The 18,989-nt window shown below is 47.0% G+C and carries 21 protein-coding genes; 15 read left to right on the forward strand and 6 right to left on the reverse strand.

The window, feature by feature from the left end:
- Window positions 1-58 precede the first annotated feature (58 nt).
- Both ACLHG7_RS07485 and ACLHG7_RS07490 read left to right on the forward strand, forming a co-directional pair.
- The gene (locus ACLHG7_RS07485) at window positions 59-1,072 is read left to right on the forward strand and encodes an AraC family transcriptional regulator (RefSeq protein WP_410210430.1); all 1,014 of its coding nucleotides are present in this window, start codon (window positions 59-61) and stop codon (window positions 1,070-1,072) included.
- Between the two features lie 268 nt (window positions 1,073-1,340).
- Window positions 1,341-2,213: an SGNH/GDSL hydrolase family protein gene (locus tag ACLHG7_RS07490; protein ID WP_410210431.1), complete on the forward strand. Its 873-nt coding sequence runs from the start codon at window positions 1,341-1,343 to the stop codon at window positions 2,211-2,213.
- A 110-nt stretch (window positions 2,214-2,323) separates the two neighbouring features.
- On the opposite strand, the gene ACLHG7_RS07495 is transcribed toward ACLHG7_RS07490, so the two are convergent.
- Window positions 2,324-3,043 (reverse strand): DNA-3-methyladenine glycosylase I, encoded by a 720-nt coding sequence (locus tag ACLHG7_RS07495; RefSeq protein WP_410210432.1) that lies wholly within the window; start codon window positions 3,041-3,043, stop codon window positions 2,324-2,326.
- 111 nt (window positions 3,044-3,154) lie between these two features.
- Window positions 3,155-4,108, reverse strand: a complete 954-nt coding sequence (locus tag ACLHG7_RS07500) for a LysR substrate-binding domain-containing protein (RefSeq protein WP_410210433.1) — start codon at window positions 4,106-4,108, stop codon at window positions 3,155-3,157.
- Window positions 4,109-4,224: 116 nt separating this feature from the next.
- Between ACLHG7_RS07500 and ACLHG7_RS07505 the strand changes: the two genes are divergently transcribed.
- The 8 genes from ACLHG7_RS07505 (at window position 4,225) to ACLHG7_RS07540 (ending at window position 10,964) form a co-directional block, all read left to right on the forward strand.
- Complete coding sequence (locus ACLHG7_RS07505; RefSeq protein ID WP_410210434.1) at window positions 4,225-5,469, forward strand: acyl-CoA dehydrogenase family protein; 1,245 nt, start codon at window positions 4,225-4,227, stop codon at window positions 5,467-5,469.
- Window positions 5,470-5,487: 18 nt separating this feature from the next.
- Window positions 5,488-6,009 carry an SDR family NAD(P)-dependent oxidoreductase gene (locus ACLHG7_RS07510; RefSeq protein WP_410210435.1) on the forward strand — a complete coding sequence of 174 codons (522 nt, stop codon included), beginning with the start codon at window positions 5,488-5,490 and terminating at the stop codon, window positions 6,007-6,009.
- Window positions 5,973-6,311, forward strand: coding sequence for a hypothetical protein (locus ACLHG7_RS07515; RefSeq protein WP_410210436.1), 339 nt, complete (start codon window positions 5,973-5,975; stop codon window positions 6,309-6,311). The genes ACLHG7_RS07510 and ACLHG7_RS07515 overlap by 37 nt, the downstream gene beginning before the upstream one ends.
- 71 nt (window positions 6,312-6,382) lie before the next feature.
- Window positions 6,383-7,450: a phosphotransferase family protein gene (locus ACLHG7_RS07520; protein WP_410210437.1), complete on the forward strand. Its 1,068-nt coding sequence runs from the start codon at window positions 6,383-6,385 to the stop codon at window positions 7,448-7,450.
- Window positions 7,451-7,453: 3 nt separating this feature from the next.
- Window positions 7,454-8,149: a histidine phosphatase family protein gene (locus ACLHG7_RS07525; protein WP_410210438.1), complete on the forward strand. Its 696-nt coding sequence runs from the start codon at window positions 7,454-7,456 to the stop codon at window positions 8,147-8,149.
- A 25-nt stretch (window positions 8,150-8,174) separates the two neighbouring features.
- Window positions 8,175-8,918, forward strand: a complete 744-nt coding sequence (locus tag ACLHG7_RS07530) for an SDR family oxidoreductase (protein ID WP_410210439.1) — start codon at window positions 8,175-8,177, stop codon at window positions 8,916-8,918.
- A gap of 62 nt (window positions 8,919-8,980) precedes the next feature.
- Window positions 8,981-10,066, forward strand: coding sequence for an amidohydrolase family protein (locus ACLHG7_RS07535; RefSeq protein ID WP_410210440.1), 1,086 nt, complete (start codon window positions 8,981-8,983; stop codon window positions 10,064-10,066).
- A 58-nt stretch (window positions 10,067-10,124) separates the two neighbouring features.
- Window positions 10,125-10,964: an alpha/beta fold hydrolase gene (locus ACLHG7_RS07540; RefSeq protein WP_410210441.1), complete on the forward strand. Its 840-nt coding sequence runs from the start codon at window positions 10,125-10,127 to the stop codon at window positions 10,962-10,964.
- A gap of 8 nt (window positions 10,965-10,972) precedes the next feature.
- Here ACLHG7_RS07540 and ACLHG7_RS07545 read toward each other — a convergent pair whose 3' ends face one another.
- Complete coding sequence (locus ACLHG7_RS07545; RefSeq protein WP_410210442.1) at window positions 10,973-12,133, reverse strand: acyl-CoA dehydrogenase family protein; 1,161 nt, start codon at window positions 12,131-12,133, stop codon at window positions 10,973-10,975.
- 384 nt (window positions 12,134-12,517) lie between these two features.
- On the opposite strand from ACLHG7_RS07545, the gene ACLHG7_RS07550 reads away from it, so the two are divergent.
- The 3 genes from ACLHG7_RS07550 (at window position 12,518) to ACLHG7_RS07560 (ending at window position 14,314) form a co-directional block, all read left to right on the forward strand.
- Window positions 12,518-13,003, forward strand: coding sequence for a universal stress protein (locus ACLHG7_RS07550; RefSeq protein ID WP_410210443.1), 486 nt, complete (start codon window positions 12,518-12,520; stop codon window positions 13,001-13,003).
- Between the two features lie 255 nt (window positions 13,004-13,258).
- The gene (locus ACLHG7_RS07555) at window positions 13,259-14,038 is read left to right on the forward strand and encodes a DNA/RNA non-specific endonuclease (RefSeq protein ID WP_410210444.1); all 780 of its coding nucleotides are present in this window, start codon (window positions 13,259-13,261) and stop codon (window positions 14,036-14,038) included.
- A gap of 27 nt (window positions 14,039-14,065) precedes the next feature.
- A complete protein-coding gene (locus ACLHG7_RS07560) occupies window positions 14,066-14,314 on the forward strand; it encodes a hypothetical protein (RefSeq protein ID WP_410210445.1) in 249 nt (82 codons plus the stop codon).
- Window positions 14,315-14,393: 79 nt separating this feature from the next.
- Here ACLHG7_RS07560 and ACLHG7_RS07565 read toward each other — a convergent pair whose 3' ends face one another.
- Window positions 14,394-14,780 carry a hypothetical protein gene (locus ACLHG7_RS07565; protein ID WP_410210446.1) on the reverse strand — a complete coding sequence of 129 codons (387 nt, stop codon included), beginning with the start codon at window positions 14,778-14,780 and terminating at the stop codon, window positions 14,394-14,396.
- Window positions 14,781-15,161: 381 nt separating this feature from the next.
- On the opposite strand from ACLHG7_RS07565, the gene ACLHG7_RS07570 reads away from it, so the two are divergent.
- On the forward strand, window positions 15,162-15,932 hold the full coding sequence (locus ACLHG7_RS07570) for a hypothetical protein (protein ID WP_410210447.1): 771 nt from the start codon (window positions 15,162-15,164) through the stop codon (window positions 15,930-15,932).
- A 75-nt stretch (window positions 15,933-16,007) separates the two neighbouring features.
- On the opposite strand, the gene ACLHG7_RS07575 is transcribed toward ACLHG7_RS07570, so the two are convergent.
- Together ACLHG7_RS07575 and ACLHG7_RS07580 are read right to left on the reverse strand one after the other, a co-directional pair.
- A complete protein-coding gene (locus ACLHG7_RS07575) occupies window positions 16,008-16,442 on the reverse strand; it encodes a hypothetical protein (RefSeq protein WP_410210448.1) in 435 nt (144 codons plus the stop codon).
- Between the two features lie 194 nt (window positions 16,443-16,636).
- Window positions 16,637-17,104, reverse strand: coding sequence for a YMGG-like glycine zipper-containing protein (locus ACLHG7_RS07580; protein ID WP_410210449.1), 468 nt, complete (start codon window positions 17,102-17,104; stop codon window positions 16,637-16,639).
- A gap of 404 nt (window positions 17,105-17,508) precedes the next feature.
- On the opposite strand from ACLHG7_RS07580, the gene miaB reads away from it, so the two are divergent.
- Entirely contained in the window at window positions 17,509-18,960 is a 1,452-nt protein-coding gene (miaB, locus tag ACLHG7_RS07585) for a tRNA (N6-isopentenyl adenosine(37)-C2)-methylthiotransferase MiaB (protein ID WP_410210450.1), read from the forward strand.
- The last annotated feature ends 29 nt before the right edge of the window (window positions 18,961-18,989 follow it).

Below are 18,989 nucleotides of genomic sequence, written 5' to 3' on the forward strand. Positions count from 1 at the left end.
CAATTCTTTAAATAAGGAATCAACTCATACTCTGCAATTTGCAGGGAGCACCAAACACATGAGCGATTCCAATATCTTTTTTCTCAATGCCGATGAGGCCATGCGCCGCATCGGCGTGGATACCACTGAGATTTATCGTCGCATTGGCATTGATCCAGAAAAACTTCTACAGCCTGGGGTACGGATTCCTCATCAAGCTCAGGTGAGATTTTGGGCTGTCGTAGAGTCAGTCACGGGCGATGCAGAAATTGGCTTGCATTTGTGTCCTTTTGTGTCACCCTTTGCAGGTGAAATTATGAATCATCTCTTCATCAGCAGTCGTACCATACGCGATGGTGTGCGGCGTGCGACAAAATATCTACGACTGATTAGTGACCATATGGATGTCCATCTGGTTACTAATGAACCTGATCAACAAGCCTCTCTTATTGCCACACTGGGAGATACGAGTACGCCACGCCACACCGAGATCATGTTCTTCTACGGTATGCTTCAAGCTTTCAATCTTGCAACTGCTGGAAAATTTAAACCTGAACGACTTGAACTGCGCGCCATAGCGCTGGATAACCGCCAAGAGTTTGAAAGCATTTTCGGCTGCCCAGTAGACTTTGGCGCATCTGCAACTCGGATCTACTTTGATCGTGCGATGCTTGACTTGCCGCTCCTACATGCCGATCCCGATCTGGCAAATGCTCAAGAAGCAGTCGTCCATCGTCATATGCGCCGTTTAGCGCACCTAGATACGGTAGATGCCGTGCGTACGATCATGGTCAGTGAACTGGAGAGCGGATTGTGCTCTCCTAGCTGGATAGCATCCCAGTTAAAACGCTCGCCACGCGGACTACGGGCGGAACTACTTGATGCAGGAACCTCTTTCAATCAGATTCTTGATGATGTAAGACGTTCCGTTGCAAAGCAACTGTTAGCACAGACAGAAGAACCAATTGCATATATCGCGCACCTCACAGGCTTCGCAAATCCCAACGCGTTTTTCCGTGCATTCAAAAGATGGAACGGCAGTACACCCATGCAATACCGTATACAAAAAAACAGAATCAAAAAGAATAAGTGAAATAGAAAAACCAAAGCTTAAAGCCTAGGAATATGACAGAAACCTAGCCTCTCCATGACAACCCGACTTGCAACAGTGACGAAGATCATCCTGCCCCATAGGTACTACGGAATCGCACTTATGCACCTAAAATTCGAACGTTCCAACTGAAGCATAGCCTCTACGGAGGATGCTAGATATCCCTAAGCTTTCGGTACTTAACTTCAGTTGAACAACTCAATCATAAAAACAGGACAATACTATGCGCTTCCAAAATAAGGATAATACTATGCGTTCTCACAATAGCGGTGTGGCTACTCTTGCTTTAGCAATCGGCCTACTTACTATCGCACCTGCAGCATTGGCGGTGGACTATAGTCCTTACGTTGCTCTGGGTGATTCCTACACTGCTGCACCCGGTATTTTGCCTTTAGCTGGGATACCTATTGGGTGTACACGTTCCGCTAATAACTATCCGCACCAAGTCGCATCAATCATCGGCGCTAGCCTAACCGATGTCAGTTGCGGCAGCGCGACTACCGCCAACATGACACAGTCGCAATTTGTAGGTGATGGCTCCAACGCCCCGCAGTTTGATGCGTTAAGCACTAATACCAAGCTGGTGACGGTTGGTATTGGTGGCAATGATGTGCCATTCGGGGAAATCGCTGGAGTCTGTGCGGGACTTGGCGTCACAAATCCATGGGGTTCGCCTTGTAAGGATTTCTACAACATCACTGGCACGGATCAAGGCATAGCAAAGGCTAACGCCGTTGGTCCCAAGATCGCCACCGTTGTACAGGGCATCCATAGCCGATCACCCAATGCCAAGATATTAGTCGTTGGTTATCCGATGGTCGTACCCGCAGCAGGCGGCACTGTCTGCTTCAACTATGCCGTACCTATTGCGGCTGGCGATCTACCTTACGTGAATCAAATCGAACAGACGATGAACAGCGCCATCAAGACTGCAGCAGAGGCCAATGGCGCCGTGTTCGTGGACATCTACCAGTCAAGCATCGGCCATGATGCCTGCCAACCAGGAAGCGCTCAGTGGGTAAACGGGATTATCCCTACCAGCACAGGCTACTGGCCTGTTCACCCTACACTGGCTGGTGAACAGAACATTGCCAATCAAGTATTAACCAAGCTCGACTACTGATGCATGTGCAAACGGGCGGGTATCACACCTGCCTGTTTCATTTCACGAAATAACAAAAACTTGAGTAGGCTCCGATGATTAATTGTCATCTAAAACCTAACCAATCCTCCTCAATCATGAGCCCCCATCCGCTCAACCACATAATCCGCAGGATAATTCTCTCCAACCGAGTACGCGGCAATCTTACTCAAATGGCTATAAGGTAAGTTTGTTTCCACATGCCATTGGTCAAAACAACTTTGGATACGCTTTAAATCTTTTTGGCTGCTGGGTTCATCCGCAATATCAAGCCCCGCATGTTGTAATGCCAGTATCACATCACGACTCAGTAGATACATATCCTTACCCATGCGACGTAGAAAGTACCGCCCCGTCATGCCGCCTAAACGACTACCATGTTTTTTCAAATATCGCAGCAAGCCTAATTGATCCTGTTCATCCCAATTGGCAAAGAAATGGGCTGCACTGCCATGCTCTTCGGCAAGCTCTCGCAAAAAGACGGCATTCTTATAGACGGCTTCAATCTTTTGCCAATTACGCACAACTCGGGTGTCAAACAGATACGCATCCCAGACGGTATCGGGCAATAGCGCTAATTTTTCCACATCAAAACCAAAAAAAGCCTCCTCAAACTGTGACCATTTATTCTCGATCACTTGCCAATTAAATCCCGCTTGATTAATGCCTTTGGCAATCATCGAAAGATAGCGAGAGTCTGGTATGGCAGCGAGCTCATCACGGCTAAGCACAACTGGCAACAATTGACTCAATGCTTCGACGCCGCCCTTGCGATCCAGTGCACGTTCATAGATTTTTCTAAATGCTTGCATTGATGTTCTCCACAAGAACGAACGCTTTTTTAAAATACGCTGGATGATTTAACACTTTTCAATTCGCAGCTTGAAAGGATAGTTTCATTAAATTGAATGCGAAGAAGAATCTCACACCTCAATGCCCACTGCAATCTCATCAACTGTCTTTTCTTCTTTCGGATCAAACACCCCCATCAACTCCCCTCTTAACCACTGATTCGCAGGATCGGCTTGCCGCTGTTGGTGCCAATACAGATGCAGCTCAATGCCGGGCAGAGATAATGGCAGCGGTAAAATGACATTTCCCAGTGCCGTATTCATGGTCATGGCTTGATGCAGCGGCATCGTCAGTAACAGATCACTCTGAGCGACCAAGCGACAAGCTGCCTCATAATATTGGCAACGCACCACCACCTGACGCTCAATGCCTAAACGTGATAAAGCAATATCTTCAACTGACTTGCCTGAGCGCCGTGAAGACACCGTGATATGACGTGCTGCCAAATATGCATCCGCATCAAGCACACGCGGCTGTCGACTCACCACCGCAAACTCGTCTTTGAGTAAAGACACATGACAAATATCAGGAGAGGTTGGCTGTGCAACATCAATCGCAAAATCAATACGACCTGCCACAAGATCTGCACGCAAATTTTCACGGTCTAAGCGGATACTGGAAAGCTCAAGATTGGGGATTTTGGCGTGCAATGCTTGGGTGATGGCGGGCAGGATGCTGGGTTCTAACTTGTCATTCATGGCCAGTGTGATATGGCTAATATCGCGAGCAGGTTCAAAGCTTTGATTGCGTAGTACTGCTTGACGAAATAGGGCTAATGCCTCTTTTACATCAGGCCAAAGGCGATCGGCAAGTGGTGTCGGGACAACCCCTTGCCCTTCCCGCACAAACAAAGGATCACCGAGGCTGACACGTAATCGCCCAACAGCATGACTGACTGCCGACTGACTTAAAGACAGGATTTCAGCAGCATGGGTTAGATTACGTTCACGATAGACCGTATCAAAGACACGGAACAAATTGAGGTCCAGACGATCCAAGCGACTTAATTCATTAATTTCATGCATGATATACCATGAGAAATGATCATTTTCTACATCGTACGATAAACCTTAAGATACGGATATGCCTTAAGTGTGATTGATAACAAAGACGCATCATAAAATTTTCAAGGAGAGTGTCCATGCAATTCGAACTGAACAACCGAGGACAGGACATCTTAAAACGTGTCAAAGCATTCATTCGTGATCATATCGAACCCGTCGAACCTGCCTTCTGGGCAGAAGTTCGTGCCACCAATCCCAGCGGTGACTGGCAACACTGGAAAGTTCCCACAATACTTGAAGACCTGAAAAACAAAGCAAAAGAACAAGGCCTATGGAATCTCTGGCTGCCTGATGCTGAGCTTGGTGCAGGGCTGAATATTCAAGAGTACGCACACATCGCCGAGCAAACGGGTCGCAGCCTCCTCGCCCCGACCGTATTTAACTGTAACGCCCCCGATACAGGCAACATGGAAGTGCTGTGGCGCTATGGCAGCGAAGATCAAAAGAAACAATGGCTCGCCCCACTATTAGCCGGTGAAATTCGTTCCGTCTTCTTTATGACAGAACCTGATGTTGCTTCTTCGGATGCAACCAATATGCAAGCCACGGCCATTATCGATAACGATGAGATCGTGTTGAATGGACGTAAGTGGTGGTCTAGCGGGGTCGGTGATCCACACTGCAAAATTGGTATCTTCATGGCGCATACCCCCAATGAAGGCAGAGGCCGACATCACCAGCACTCGATGGTCTTGGTACCGCTGGATACTCCGGGGGTCAAGATTGAACGCATGTTGCCCGTCTTCGGTGAATATGATGCCCCGCATGGTCATGGTGAAGTCAGTTTTACCAATGTGCGCCTACCAATCAGTAATTTCATTGTCGGCCCGGGTGAGGGTTTTGCCATTGCCCAAGGGCGTCTCGGGCCCGGTCGGATTCATCACTGTATGCGCTGCATCGGCGCTGCAGAAAAAGCGCTCGAACTCATGATTGATCGCGGCACACAGCGTATAGCTTTTGGCAAACCACTTATCAATCTGGGTGGTAATCTGGAGCGTGTTGCAGATGCGCGCATCGCCATCGACCAAGCACGTCTCATGACGCTCTATGCAGCATGGAAAATGGATACTTATGGCACTTCAGGTGCCATGACGGAAATTTCTGCAATTAAGGTCATTGCACCCAATGTCTTGCAACAAGTCGCAGATATGGCAATCCAGATACACGGCGGTGCAGGCGTATCTCAGGATACTCCCCTTACTGGCTTCTTTATCCAAGCACGTAGCTTAAGACTTGCGGATGGACCCGATGAGGTGCATAAAGGAGTCATCGCACGCATTGAGCTTGCCAAACGAAACATTGGCGAGACAAAATCTAAATAAGCAAAGGGATCATTGCGCATGTCAACAAAAACTAAACGCGTCTTTATTACTGGTGGTGCAAGCGGCTTGGGCCGAGCACTCGCTTTCCACTATGCCCGTGCAGGCTGGCACATATGTATCGCGGATGTCAGTGATGTACGCGGTGAAGAGACCCGTCAGGAACTACAACGCATCAGCCCTTCCACTGAGGTGCTTCATCGTCATGCGGACGTCACCCGTGAAGAAGACCTGCAAGCCATTGCTGATGAGCTTGATCAACGTTGGGGCGGTTTGGATGTCCTCATCAATAATGCGGGCGTTGCTCAAGCGGGTGCGATAGAAGATGTGTTGATCAGTGATTGGGAGTGGATTCTCAATATCAATCTGCTGGGTGTGGTACGAGGCTGCAAAGTCTTTACGCCGATTTTCAAACGCCAAGGTCACGGTCATATTGTCAACATTGCTTCCATGGCAGGTTTACTCGATGTCCCCCGCATGGCCTCCTATACGTCTCCAAAGCTGCCGTGGTCGCACTCTCAGGCACGCTTGAGCAAGAACTGATGGATGCTGGCATTCATGTCAGCGTCGTCTGCCCATCCTTCTTTCAAACCAACCTTGAAGAGACGATGCGTACAACTGATCCCGGCCTCAAGAAAATGATGGGTAAACTGCTCAGCAGCGGGAAGCTCACCGCTGAACAAGTGGCTGAACGAATTGTTCTTGGTGTGGAAAAGCATGAATCATATATCTTGCCGCATATTGCTGGTGAGCGCCTCTGGCTGGCTAAACGCTACCTACCCCAACGACTCTACAGCAAACTATTTCAGCGCAGTGTTAGTCGGATGAAACCGCGCAAAAGCTGACAAATACGTTACATGTATCACTACGCATTCAAATAAAAATCAGGATCAAAACGATCCATAGGAAAGCAAAAATGGCACTCATTGATCAAGGTGGCTCCATCCGTCACGGCGAAGAACTGGATATCCAGAAAGTCGATAGTTGGTTACGTCAGCATTTACCCGATCTTGCGCAAAAACTGCCTGAGGTCACTCAATACTCTGGCGGTGCATCGAACTGGACGTATCATCTAAAGTACGCCAATCATGATCTGATTCTGCGTCGCCCACCCGCTGGCACCAAAGCCAAAGGCGCACATGACATGGTGCGCGAATACAACATCCAGAAGCAGTTGAAAGCCGCTTACCCTGCTGTGCCGGAGATGATTGCGCTCTGCCAAGATGATGCAATCATTGGCTGTGAGTTCTATATCATGCGCCGCATCGAAGGCATCATCCCGCGCGCCAACCTGCCTAAAGAATTGACGATGACCAAGGATGAGGTACACACTTTATGTACCAATACCCTCGACCAGCTCATCGCACTGCATCAGGTGGACTATCGTGCGGCAGGCCTTGAATCGATCGGCAAAGGCAGTGGCTACTGTAAACGTCAAGTCGATGGCTGGAGTGGACGCTATGAAAAAGTGAAAACATGGAATGTCCCGTCATACAAAGGTATTCGCAAATGGCTCGCAGACCATACACCCGAGGATTCTGCAACTTGTGTCATCCATAATGATTGGCGCTTTGACAACGTGGTTCTTGACCCAACCCAGCCAACAAAGGTGATTGGTGTATTAGATTGGGAGATGGCAACTCTCGGAGATCCGCTGATGGAACTCGGCAATGTCCTTGCCTATTGGATTCAATCGAATGACGACATTATTCTGCGCAAGATGCGTCGCCAACCGACTCATCTTCCAGGTATGCTCACTCGATCACAAGTGGTGGATTACTATCAGCACAAAACTGGGGTCGAAATCAAAAACTGGGCGTTCTATGAAGTGGCGGGCTTATTCCGTGTCGCCGTCATCGCCCAGCAAATCTATTACCGCTATCACCATAAACAAACGGATAACCCAGCGTTCAAAAACTTCTGGCTCATCAACTGGGCCATCTGGCGACGTTGCCGCCAAACCATCGCGGCAAGTCGAGGTTAAGTCATGTCTACCATTACCCTGATTCGCCATGGTCAAGCTTCGTTCGGCAAATCCGATTACGACCAGCTCTCTGATACTGGTTATGACCAAGCACGACGCCTAGGTCAAGCCCTTGCCGAACGCGAAGAGTTGATCGATACCGTCTTCATTGGCGGTATGCTGCGTCATCGCCAAACCGCCGAAGCCTGCCTTGAGTCCATGGGACTCGATCTGCCCTTGCAAGTACTTCCCGATTTCAGCGAATTTAACCACGAGCACATTCTTGAAAAATCTGAGCCACGCTATCGTGATCGGGAATGGATTATTCAGCAAGCCATGCAGCAGTCTAGTCGACCTGAAGAGGTCTTTATGCAAATGTTTAAAGCTTCAATTACCCGTTGGGTCGATGGCCAACATGAGCAAGATTACGATGAAACTTGGCCTCAGTTTCAACAGCGCGTGAAGTCTGGACTAGACACTGTGGCTTCATTGTTGAATCAATCCCAACATGCGCTGGTCTTTACATCGGGTGGATGCATCTCGGTCATTGCCCAAGCGTTATTGGAGCTCAACAATAGTGCGACCTTCCGTACCAACTGGACACTCGCCAATTGCGGACTGACCCGTATCGCCCAAAGCGCTCGTCATCGCAATCTGATGAGTCTCAATGAATATGGACATTTTAGTGGCCGTCATCACTCGCTTTTGACATTTCGCTAACCACCCAATCAAGGAATAATAAATCATGCGCAAAAATATCCTCATCACTGGTGCAAGCTCTGGAATTGGCGCGGGTATGGCTCGCGAGTTCGCGGCACGTGGACACAACCTAGCATTATGTGCACGACGTATTGAACGCCTCGAAGAGCTCCAGCATGAGCTAACAGAGAAATACGGTATCAAGGTGTCGGTACGCGTGCTCGACGTGAATAATTACCCACAAGTTTTTGAAGTCTTTGAAGCGTTTGCCTCTGAATTTGGTCAACTAGACCGCATCATCGTCAATGCTGGCGTGGGTAATGGACGACGCATCGGTAAAGGTCACTTTGAGATTAATCGTCAGACCGCCGAGACCAACTTCATCGCAGGGCTTGCTCAGTGTGAAGCTGCGGTCGGTATATTTCGCCGCCAGAATGCCGGCCATCTGGTGACGATTTCATCCATGAGTGCATTCCGAGGATTACCACGCCATCTGACCACTTACGCTGCAAGTAAAGCCGCAATCGCCGCACTGACCGAAGGCATCCGTGCAGAACTCTTCGATACTCCTATCAAAGTCAGTACGATCCTGCCCGGCTACATCCGGACAGAACTTAATGCAGGTGCCAAGAAATTACCTTTTGAAGTCAGTGAAGAAGTCGGTAGTAAAGCCCTCGTTCAAGCGATTGATCGTGAACCGAGTACGGCTTGTGTCCCTAGCTGGCCTTGGACACTGGTTGGATTCTTTATGAAGCATTTTCCGCTCAGATGGGTGATTAAATTAGGCTAGCCTCTACAATGGCGATAACAATCATTCAAATGAATTAACTCCATTAGAACGGAATCTGTAGCATGAGCGTATTGTCCTTCCCGATCATTGATCCGCATATTCACCAATGGAACCCTTACCATACCCCGCATAAAGCAGCGCTATTGGTAAAACTTCTTGGACGATTCCCACGCCTCATGGACCATACTGTGCGTACGGCATTGCCACAAGCAACGATCGACTTTATTGGGCTGACTGAGGGGGCACTATCGGCATATTTGCCTGCCAACTATGTGAAAGACAGTGCTCCATTTGCGGTTGAAGCGGTTATACACATCGAGGCTGATTGGCATCATCATCACGGATTGGGTGTTGTAGAGGAGACCGCGTGGGTCTCTAAACTGCCTTTTGGTCAAGGTCATACGCCAAAGCTCGGCGCAATTATTGGTAAAGCAGATCCGCTGAGTCCTCACTTTGAGGACATCCTCAAAGGGCATATCACAGCTTCGCCTTTATTTCGGGGTATCCGTTGTATGGCGGCTCATCACTCAGATCCGGGTGTACATGGATTTTGTGCCTATCCTAACCTCTATACGAATCCCATTTTCTTAAAGCGTTTTGAGAGACTTGCGCACTATGGCTTAAGTTTTGATGCATGGGCTTACTCAACCCAACTGCCCGATGTGACTTATTTAGCCAAACAATTTCCTGAAATCAAATTCGTCATTGACCACTTAGCCACCCCTGTCGGCATCTTCGGTCCAGTGGGTCGCTCTACGGGATACACGGTCGCACAACGTGCAGGGATATTGAGTCAATGGAAGGATGACATCGCGGAGCTTGCAGCGTTGCCCCATGTCCATGCCAAAGTGTCGGGGCTACTCATGCCAGTATTGGGGCATGATTTCCATAAACAGCATGAGCTTGCCAGTGTAGATATGATCGTCAATCTGTTGGGTCCATTGGTTGAATACGCATACAAAGTCTTTGGACGCGAGCGTTTGATCTTTGCCTCCAATTTCCCGATGGATAAAGTCACTGCACGACTGCCCGATATTATTGAGGCCTATGCACAGCTCATTGCACCCAATGGTGAGGCAGCGTTAAAAGCCGTGTTTCGAGAAAATGCGATTCGGTTTTATGGTCTTCAAAGTAAAGCGACTGACTGATAACAGTAGATTTAAAACAAATCACACCTCACATAAAATCAAGATGAGGAATTGAAACTTGGACTCAAGCATCATCAGCACCCTTGAAAGCGTCTATATCCAGACCCGCTTAGGGCAGATTCGGGTACGAACTGGAGGACAAGGACCTGACAGTATTCTATTCTGGCCTAGCTTACTCATGGATGGTTCGATGTGGTCGGCACAGGCGACATACTTTATCAGCCGATACCGAGTCATCTTGCTTGATTCACCAGGCCATGGTGAAAGCTCGCCTCTCCATCAAAGATTTACTTTCGATGAGTGTGCTGTGGTGGTCACTCAAATTCTTGATGCACTCGACATTCAGCACGCCCATTTCGTTGGTAATTCATGGGGAGGCATGATTGGCGGCACCTTCGCAGCGCAGTATCCTGACCGGATTGGCGTAGCCGTTCTCATGAATGCGACAGCATCTACCGCTGGGTTATATCAGAAGCTGGAGTTTCTGATGTTGACACGACTTGTAAGTATAATCGGTTACATACCTAGTCCTTTAGTCAGTCGCGCAATCAAGGCTTTCATTGGACCTACTTCAGAACGAGAGCGACCACAGGTTGCAGATTCGATTCGCAAATCACTCCATCACATTAATCCCCGCTCTGTCATCTGGGCTATTGATTCTGTTGTTCCCTTTCGCCCAGATCAACGCCTGCTGTTCCAAAGCATTCGCACGCCTGTACTGATCGTCGCAGGGGGAGAAGATCGAACATTTAGCGTCGCGGAGACACGCATTATGGCTGAGGCAATCCCACACGCTGAATTCATGGTGATGCCCCATACAGCACACCTTGCTGCACTGGAATGCCCTGATGAAGTGAACACGCTAATTAATGACTATTTACAGCGGTATCAATCATGAAGCCATTATCATGACCGTTTCCGACTCGGCAATATATTCATATACTTACAAATAATCCCCAGCATGATTTCATCTGCACCACCACCTATCGAGATGAGGCGACTATCTCGATAAGCTCTGGCGACGATGTTGTCCCACATGAAGCCCATTCCGCCCCAGTATTGCAAACAGGAGTCATTGACCTCACGCAACAAGCGACCTGCTTTTAGTTTTGCCATTGATGCTAGACGTGTGACATCTTCTCCACTAATATGCGCCTCACAGGCCTGATAGGTCAGTGCGCGTAATGCTTCAACCTCAGTCATGAGCTCTGCCATGCGGAAGTGGATGACTTGGTTATCAATCAGCGGCTGACCGAAAGTCGTCCGCTCGCGGCAATAATCAATGGTGGCATTGATAACCGTCTCACTGCCCAATAATGCACCAGCCGCCGCACATAAACGTTCTTCTTGGAATTGCATCATCTGCATCATAAAACCCATGCCCTCAGCGCCTACACGATTGCGCTGTGGCACGCGAACATTATCAAAGAAAACTTGCGCGGTATCGGAACTGCGCATCCCCATCTTGTCCAATTTCTTAGACAAGGTAATCCCGGGTGTATTAGCTGGCACGATGATCATGGATTTATTGACATGGGGTTTATCATCGGATGTATTTGCTAACAAACAGAAAAAGTCTGCTTGGGTAGAATTGGTGATCCACATCTTGCTGCCATTGATTACATAGTCGTCACCATCTTTCTTGGCGTAGGTCTTAAGCGATGCAACGTCCGATCCTCCACTCGCCTCACTCACGGCAATGGCAGCCACATAGTCCCCAGCAATTGCAGGCGTCAAAAACTCATCACGAAGCTCTTTAGACCCAAATCGAGCCAGTGCTGGAGTCGCCATATCGGTCTGTACACCGATCGCCATCGGTACACCGCCACAGGCAATACGACCAAACTCTTCAACAACCACCATTTGATAAGAATAATCCAGACCCAAACCGCCATTTTCAACAGGCTTATTGATCCCAAGTAGTCCCAGATTACCCATTTTTTTAAAGAGCTCATGGGCAGGGAAAATATCAGCATTTTCCCAGTCATTCACATAAGGGTTAATTTCCTTATCAACAAATTGTCGCGCGGTACGCCGTAGCGCCTCGTGCTCAGCAGTAAATTTCATCACTCATTCCTTAAATCTAAAAATCGATTATGCCTTTGACTCTTCTTTCGCTGACAACACAGCGCGCGACCTTGAGAGACTCTCTTTAGTTATGATTTAAAGAAAGCACTTTAGTATGGACATAGCTTCTGCCAAACCACTCAGCAAAAAACAACAATTTGATATGTCTTTTTTTGCTAATCAACCCCGCTATATGCGTAGCAAAGGACTCAATCACCATAAAAGGGCACCCTTAAGAACTGTATGCGTTTTGATCGAAATTGATCGCTACGACCTTAAAAAGCGTAAAATGAATTAGAGCCGCAGTTAAAAGCATAGGCTTCATTGCGTTATTGTGGATCTAGAAATTGAATGTCAGTTCTCATCAAAACGAGGAGATCGACCATGTATAAAAATATTTTTATCGCTATAGACGGCAGCGCAACATCTGATCTCGCTTTGCGCGAGGCTCTTAAATTCGCAATGATCGGCGCAAAACTCACAGCCGTCACCGTACTCGACAATCCGCTCCAAACCTATAATACCCCTGATGTACTCGCCTTCAACTTTGAAGAAGCACATGCTGCGTTCGCCAAGCAGGCTGAGAAAGTTTTGGAAAACGCGCAGGTCTTTGCTGAACAGCATAGCCAAATCAAAATCCAAACTCAGTTGATTGATTTAGGGTTCAGTTCTGGGCATGACGATATCGCCCGTGCAATTCTGAAGAGCGCAGAGGAGAATGGCGCTGACTTGATTGTCATCGGTACACACGGACGTCGCGGGATCAAACGTCTTTTTCTCGGCAGTGTGGCAGAACAATTAGTTAGACGCTCACAACGCCCCGTACTCCTGATCCGCAACCCTGCTGAAACGTCTCAGGAGTCTTCATGAATTTAAATCCTGCGGAACTATATTTCAGTTGCGCCCGTTACACTTAGAAGTTTAAGAGGAGATTATATAACCTTGATAGACAAGCAGTTATCAAGGTTATTCCTGTCTATGTGTATTGCTTATAGATTTTGCCTTACGACCTTAAATCCATATTTAAATCGCTATAACCCTATTCACAAACTCGTATAGAACTTGTCACGAGTCAGAAACATATGCCATATACCATTGTATAAATTTTATCACTTGGTATAAATTATGGTTTCCGCACTCAAGACATCCACCTTTAAAGTCTCGTACAAAATACTCATTTCAGCTACTTTGCTCAGTGCCTCCCTAGGTACTTATGCATCCTGTTTAGAAGATTATTATGGTGGGCAAGAGCCTGTTCTGGTTAACCAGAAACTAGCCACCCGTTTTACTGACCTCTGTTTCTCAGCATTCGGCATTGGCTATTCTGGTGTCACCAAAACACCGCTATGGTCTGCAGAATATTTGACTCAAGCACATGTCCAGCAAGCTGCAACACTGGTCCGTGTGGATAGTTTTCATGAGGAAACAGCTTTGCCTGTCGCCGACCGCTCCACGCTTGCCGACTATAAAGGCAGTGGTTATGACCGAGGTCACAACACCCCGAATGGTGACATGTACGATACCACTGCACAGCACGATAGCTTTTCTTTAGCCAACATTGTGCCGCAGGTTCCTAAGAACAACCAAGGCATCTGGGCAACACTTGAAAAGCGTACTCGTGATTCGGTCACTAGAAATGGCAATGCCTATGTCATTACAGGTGGCGCTTATATTGGTAGCACACTGCTAACAATCGGCAATGGCGTTACCATTCCCACACATATGTATAAAGTCGTGTACTTTCCAAACAAGGATGCAGCAGGCGTATACTGGTCAACCAACGATACCAGTGGGACTTACAGCATCATTTCACTTGCTGATTTGGAGAGTAAAATTGGTATAAATTTAATGCCCACCCTATCCAGTACGGTTAAACAAACCGCACTAAATCTTGATGGGCTATAATTTCAAAACGAATAACAAGGGAACAATATGACTGACTTTATACCCTATGCAGACGAAAGCTCGGTTTTAACTATTGGCGAGTTTACCGTCGAAAACCGGACAGATCGCATTAGTCTCTATGGTTCACTTGCACTGACCAAAGATAAGATTGGGTTAGGCTACGCAAAGACATTACAAAGTCTGCTCAATGGCATCGTGACGGAACTCGAAAAATCTGATCTGCCAGATAAGATTGCGATTAAGCCCACCAAAACGATTGCTAATCCGTTTAACTAGTTCGTTTAATGAGCACATTAACATTTTGGGCTTTAAAGATTCAAAGAGATGTGATGGATATCAATCAAAAAGACAGGACTTATGCTTCTGTCTTTTTTGTTCTCACCAGTCCACCGCTACTGCTCCACACGGGGGTTGCATCCCCATTATAAATAACCAGATTGCCATCATCTTGCAGTACGATCTGTATCTGTGGGGCTGCATTGGTTCGCCCTGACTTCGAATGCCAAAGCGCATGATCACCTTTGCTGTTATACACGACAAAGTTTCCATCGCTTTGCAAAACAGCCCAGTTTCGATCACCCAAGGTATTGGAATTCCATTTTACGTTTCCATTTGACTGGTTATAGACCACCAAATTGCCGCTCGGGTGCATTATCAAACGATACTGACCTTGTGGGGATGTCAGAAAATCACCCATGTACAGGACTTGTCCGATATCGAGTTTCGTACGTATAGCAACCATATTTCATTACCCCTAAGGCCAATAATTGAATACTCCTTTTTTGGTTATCAATAGTTTAAATTTTATTGTTTGATAAAATATCCTAGCTTTCGCTTTTGACTCTACCTTAAACAAGACCCTTCACATTAAAGAATCGTTAAACAAAATCGATTTTCTTTAAGCTTTTAAAGCACCATCTTTTTAAAAGTAAACGTCGATTTATTCTCGAATACAATCCTCTGGAATAAATCGAGAATCCAGAGTCAGTTATTTGAATATGCTATCTATACAAATACCATTTAGCGCTATCATGCTGTAATAAAATGAGTGATCATTCAAATACTTTACATCCCAATGAAAATAGAACTTAAAATAAAATAGGAATATAAAAAGGACTCCACCATGACTCATATCAGCCTATTGCGCACCGCAGGCACAGGTCTACTTCTTGCTCTCTCTCAACTGGCTACCGCAGAAAGTGACTTGCAGGCAAATCCCTATCGCCCCAGTGTTGGTAGTCCTGCCACTCTTCCCGTACCCGGATATCTTGAAGTTGAATTTGGTGTTGCAAATGCCAATACCAGCGGCTCAAATACCAAAAACTCTCCCTTACTCTTGAAGTATGCCTTCAATGAACGGATTGGACTGACCTTAGGCTTGAATCCATTAACCCAAGTCAAAACAGATAGCAGTCGTACAACAGGTCTTGGCGATGGTAATTTAACCTTGAAGTTAACCCAGCCGATTGCAGAAGGTTTCAATATTGGCGAAGAATTCAGTACCACTTTGCCCATAGCGACCCATGATTTAGGAACCAACCGCGCAAATCAGACTGTGAATTTTATTGTCAGTAATGACTTTTCGGGCTTTCACAGTGATATCAACCTGAATACGACACACTACGGGGATCGGCAAGATGAAGGGGTTTCGCAGAATGCCTTGGGCTGGTCTGCTGGCTTATCACATCCCATTACAGGTAAATTGAGCGGTGGAATTGAATTGTCCGGAACAAAACAGCGCGGCACAGACTCAACCGTCCAAGTTCTGGAGTCAGTGGGATATAGTCTAAGTAATAAGACCGTTCTCGACTTTTATTTAGCGCAGCAAAAAATCAATAGTGACACGAATAACTATAGTTTCGGATTTGGAATAACGCACCTTTTTGCAAAATAGTCTTATTTAAATAACGCTCTAAAATAAAAAGCCTCAAATACTGAGGCTTTTTATTTTCAATGCAAGAGGACTACATTAGTCATCCCAGCGATGATGTTTACGATGATGCTTATATCCACGATATGAACGACGGTTTTCGTAGCGTGAGTTAACTTCGGCATTATGACTTTTGGTCATTTCGTTACCGATGGTTGCACCACCCGCACCGCCCAGACCTGCGCCGATCAACTGACCATTACGGCTACCGCCACCAAGCGCTGCACCACCAGCACCACCTAAGGCACCACCGATTGCTGAGCGACGGCCACCAACCATTTCACCGCCTAAACCACCACCTACACCAGCGCCGATGATACCGCCAGTTTTACCGCCCAATTGCTGGCCTACAGCCGCACCCGCAACACCGCCTAATCCGCCTGCAACCGCATTACGCAAGCTATCATCCGCAAAAGCAGACTGCCCAATCAAAGCAGCTGCGCTTAAAGCAACAGTCACTAGAATTTTTTTCATAAGAATATCCATCCAACTTTTCATTAAAACCGCATCATATCAATCAATATTTGAATTGATTGACTTATAAGTCTGCACAGCGCCGATCGCTATCGGATATATGATGTGCATCCAGTCCAGCAACTCAAAAAAACAGCGATTACAAAAATCGCTGCTGCATCCCTATAGGCTACTTAAATCAACTTAGACATGACTTAGTAACGGTCATATCCGCGATTCCAGCCGCGATCGCCTCTATCTCCACGGTCCCATCCACGATGCCAACCGTTGTCATGATTATAGCCTCTATAGTAACCACGGTCTCGATAGCCGTCGCCGTAATAGACCACTTGGCGGACAGGGTACGCGACTTCACGAACTGGGTAGTACGCCGGTGCTGGATAGTACGCAACTGGCGCAGGCTGACTATAGACAGGACGTTGGTAAACAACCCGGTCGCGATCATAGTAGCCATCACGTGAGTTTGCTGCGATAACCGCACCACTCACACCACCGATTGCTGCACCGACCGCAGCACCATTACGACCACCGACAGCGTGACCGATTACCGCGCCAGCAACACCACCTAATACTGCAGAACCTACAGTGTCATAGTCTGCAAGCGCAGGTTGTGCAACCGCTGCACTTACCATTAACACACTAGCAATTATTAACTTATTCATCTTCGATACTCCTACGAGCGATAGTGACTCGCACAAACTACAATCAAACTGACGGCGAGATTCCATGATTGAAGATTAAGCTGATTATCGCGGGGTAACTACACATAAATTGTAGAAGGCTGTTACATCTCGAAACATTTGTATGCCCTGCACCATTTTTCCAGTCAAATATGGAGAAATGATGTAGGAAAGGCATGTTTGGTCAAATAACAGCAATACATTGATTTTAATTTTTCGCGAATCTCGCGCACAAAAAACAATCTTTCTTATCCCAACGCACAAAAAATGCTAAAATACTCGTTTTCCTATTTCAAGTAGATCAACCTTAGTCATCAGATCATGATCTGGTCACGAAGTTTTCTGCGCATTTGCACCTTTGGTCACAACATTTTTTGGTAACACGCATGACTGTACAGACGTTTGATCCAACAACTTCCACACTCCAAGCAACCCTCTCCGCTTCACCAGCGCAGTTGCTTGTTGACGACTCTAAGCCGGTTAAACGTCTCTATATCGAAACCCAAGGTTGCCAAATGAATGAATACGACAGCAGTCGTATGGCAGATCTATTGGGTGACTCTCATGGTTATGTTGTGACCGACGACCCAGCACAAGCTGATATCCTGCTGATGAATACCTGTTCAATCCGTGAGAAAGCGCAAGAGAAAGTGTTTAGTGAATTGGGTCGCTGGCGCAAATTAAAAGAACAAAATCCAGAATTGATTATCGGTGTTGGTGGTTGTGTCGCATCACAAGAAGGCGACGGTATTCAAAAACGTGCACCCTATGTCGATATGGTTTTTGGACCTCAAACGCTGCACCGTTTGCCACAGATGCTTAATCAGCACAATGCCAATAAAGCAGACAAGACGACCAATCAGAAAATCTCTTTGGTCGATATTTCCTTTCCAGAGATCGAGAAATTTGACTTCTTGCCTGAACCAAAAGTGGAAGGCTTCAAAGCCTTTGTATCGATTATGGAAGGCTGCTCAAAATATTGCTCTTTCTGCGTTGTTCCGTACACCCGCGGTGAAGAAGTCTCTCGCCCGCTGGATGATGTGATTGCAGAAATCGTTAGCCTCACCTCACAAGGTGTGCGTGAAGTAACGCTGCTGGGTCAAAATGTGAATGGCTATCGCGGTGAGATGCATGATGGCGGCGTCTGTAATTTTGCTGACTTGCTGCGCTTGGTTGCAAAAATCGAAGGTATTGGTCGTATCCGCTATACCACCAGTCACCCGCTGGAGTTCTCCGACGAACTCATCAATGTCTATGCGGAATTGCCACAATTGGTCTCACATCTGCATTTGCCAGTACAAAGCGGTTCAAACCCCGTTTTGGCCGCGATGAAGCGTAACCATACGATTGATGTCTATATTGAGAAAATCAAAAAACTGCGTGCAGTACGTCCAGATATTCATCTCTCCAGTGATTTTATCATTGGCTTCCCCAATGAAGGCGATGCTGAATTTGAAGATACGCTGCAATTCATCCGTGATTTAGACTTCGATCACTCTTATAGCTTTATTTACTCAAAACGTCCGGGCACACCAGCCGCGGAACTGCCTGATCACACCCCAGAAGATGTCAAAAAAGAGCGTCTGGCGCGTGTAAAAACCGTGATTAAAGCCTCTACCGTTGCCAAAACCGACGCGATGCTGGGTCAGACCTTAAAGGTGCTGGTTGAAAAGACTTCTGATCGTGAAGAAGGGGCATTGATCGCCAGTGCAGACAATACCCGTCTCGTGCAATTTGTTGGTGATGCTTCACTGATTGGCCAGTTTGCTGAGGTCAAAGTCACTGGTATTCGCAGTATGAATTTGGTGCAGGCGGACTTGGTTGCGGTGCTGGGTTAAGTCAGGGCTAGAAATATAACCCTGAATAG

The organism is Aquirhabdus sp. (genome assembly GCF_046462495.1).
Classification (GTDB): domain Bacteria; phylum Pseudomonadota; class Gammaproteobacteria; order Pseudomonadales; family Moraxellaceae; genus Aquirhabdus.

What these genes read in the sequence shown, in the direction of transcription:
- ACLHG7_RS07485 (WP_410210430.1), top strand. Translation starts at nt 59, where the DNA reads ATGAGCGATTCCAATATCTTTTTTCTCAATGCCGATGAGGCCATGCGC.
- ACLHG7_RS07490 (WP_410210431.1), top strand. Translation starts at nt 1,341, where the DNA reads ATGCGTTCTCACAATAGCGGTGTGGCTACTCTTGCTTTAGCAATCGGC.
- ACLHG7_RS07495 (WP_410210432.1), bottom strand. Translation starts at nt 3,043, where the DNA reads ATGCAAGCATTTAGAAAAATCTATGAACGTGCACTGGATCGCAAGGGC.
- ACLHG7_RS07500 (WP_410210433.1), bottom strand. Translation starts at nt 4,108, where the DNA reads ATGCATGAAATTAATGAATTAAGTCGCTTGGATCGTCTGGACCTCAAT.
- ACLHG7_RS07505 (WP_410210434.1), top strand. Translation starts at nt 4,225, where the DNA reads ATGCAATTCGAACTGAACAACCGAGGACAGGACATCTTAAAACGTGTC.
- ACLHG7_RS07510 (WP_410210435.1), top strand. Translation starts at nt 5,488, where the DNA reads ATGTCAACAAAAACTAAACGCGTCTTTATTACTGGTGGTGCAAGCGGC.
- ACLHG7_RS07520 (WP_410210437.1), top strand. Translation starts at nt 6,383, where the DNA reads ATGGCACTCATTGATCAAGGTGGCTCCATCCGTCACGGCGAAGAACTG.
- ACLHG7_RS07525 (WP_410210438.1), top strand. Translation starts at nt 7,454, where the DNA reads ATGTCTACCATTACCCTGATTCGCCATGGTCAAGCTTCGTTCGGCAAA.
- ACLHG7_RS07530 (WP_410210439.1), top strand. Translation starts at nt 8,175, where the DNA reads ATGCGCAAAAATATCCTCATCACTGGTGCAAGCTCTGGAATTGGCGCG.
- ACLHG7_RS07535 (WP_410210440.1), top strand. Translation starts at nt 8,981, where the DNA reads ATGAGCGTATTGTCCTTCCCGATCATTGATCCGCATATTCACCAATGG.
- ACLHG7_RS07545 (WP_410210442.1), bottom strand. Translation starts at nt 12,133, where the DNA reads ATGAAATTTACTGCTGAGCACGAGGCGCTACGGCGTACCGCGCGACAA.
- ACLHG7_RS07550 (WP_410210443.1), top strand. Translation starts at nt 12,518, where the DNA reads ATGTATAAAAATATTTTTATCGCTATAGACGGCAGCGCAACATCTGAT.
- ACLHG7_RS07555 (WP_410210444.1), top strand. Translation starts at nt 13,259, where the DNA reads ATGGTTTCCGCACTCAAGACATCCACCTTTAAAGTCTCGTACAAAATA.
- ACLHG7_RS07560 (WP_410210445.1), top strand. Translation starts at nt 14,066, where the DNA reads ATGACTGACTTTATACCCTATGCAGACGAAAGCTCGGTTTTAACTATT.
- ACLHG7_RS07565 (WP_410210446.1), bottom strand. Translation starts at nt 14,780, where the DNA reads ATGGTTGCTATACGTACGAAACTCGATATCGGACAAGTCCTGTACATG.
- ACLHG7_RS07570 (WP_410210447.1), top strand. Translation starts at nt 15,162, where the DNA reads ATGACTCATATCAGCCTATTGCGCACCGCAGGCACAGGTCTACTTCTT.
- ACLHG7_RS07575 (WP_410210448.1), bottom strand. Translation starts at nt 16,442, where the DNA reads ATGAAAAAAATTCTAGTGACTGTTGCTTTAAGCGCAGCTGCTTTGATT.
- ACLHG7_RS07580 (WP_410210449.1), bottom strand. Translation starts at nt 17,104, where the DNA reads ATGAATAAGTTAATAATTGCTAGTGTGTTAATGGTAAGTGCAGCGGTT.
- miaB (WP_410210450.1), top strand. Translation starts at nt 17,509, where the DNA reads ATGACTGTACAGACGTTTGATCCAACAACTTCCACACTCCAAGCAACC.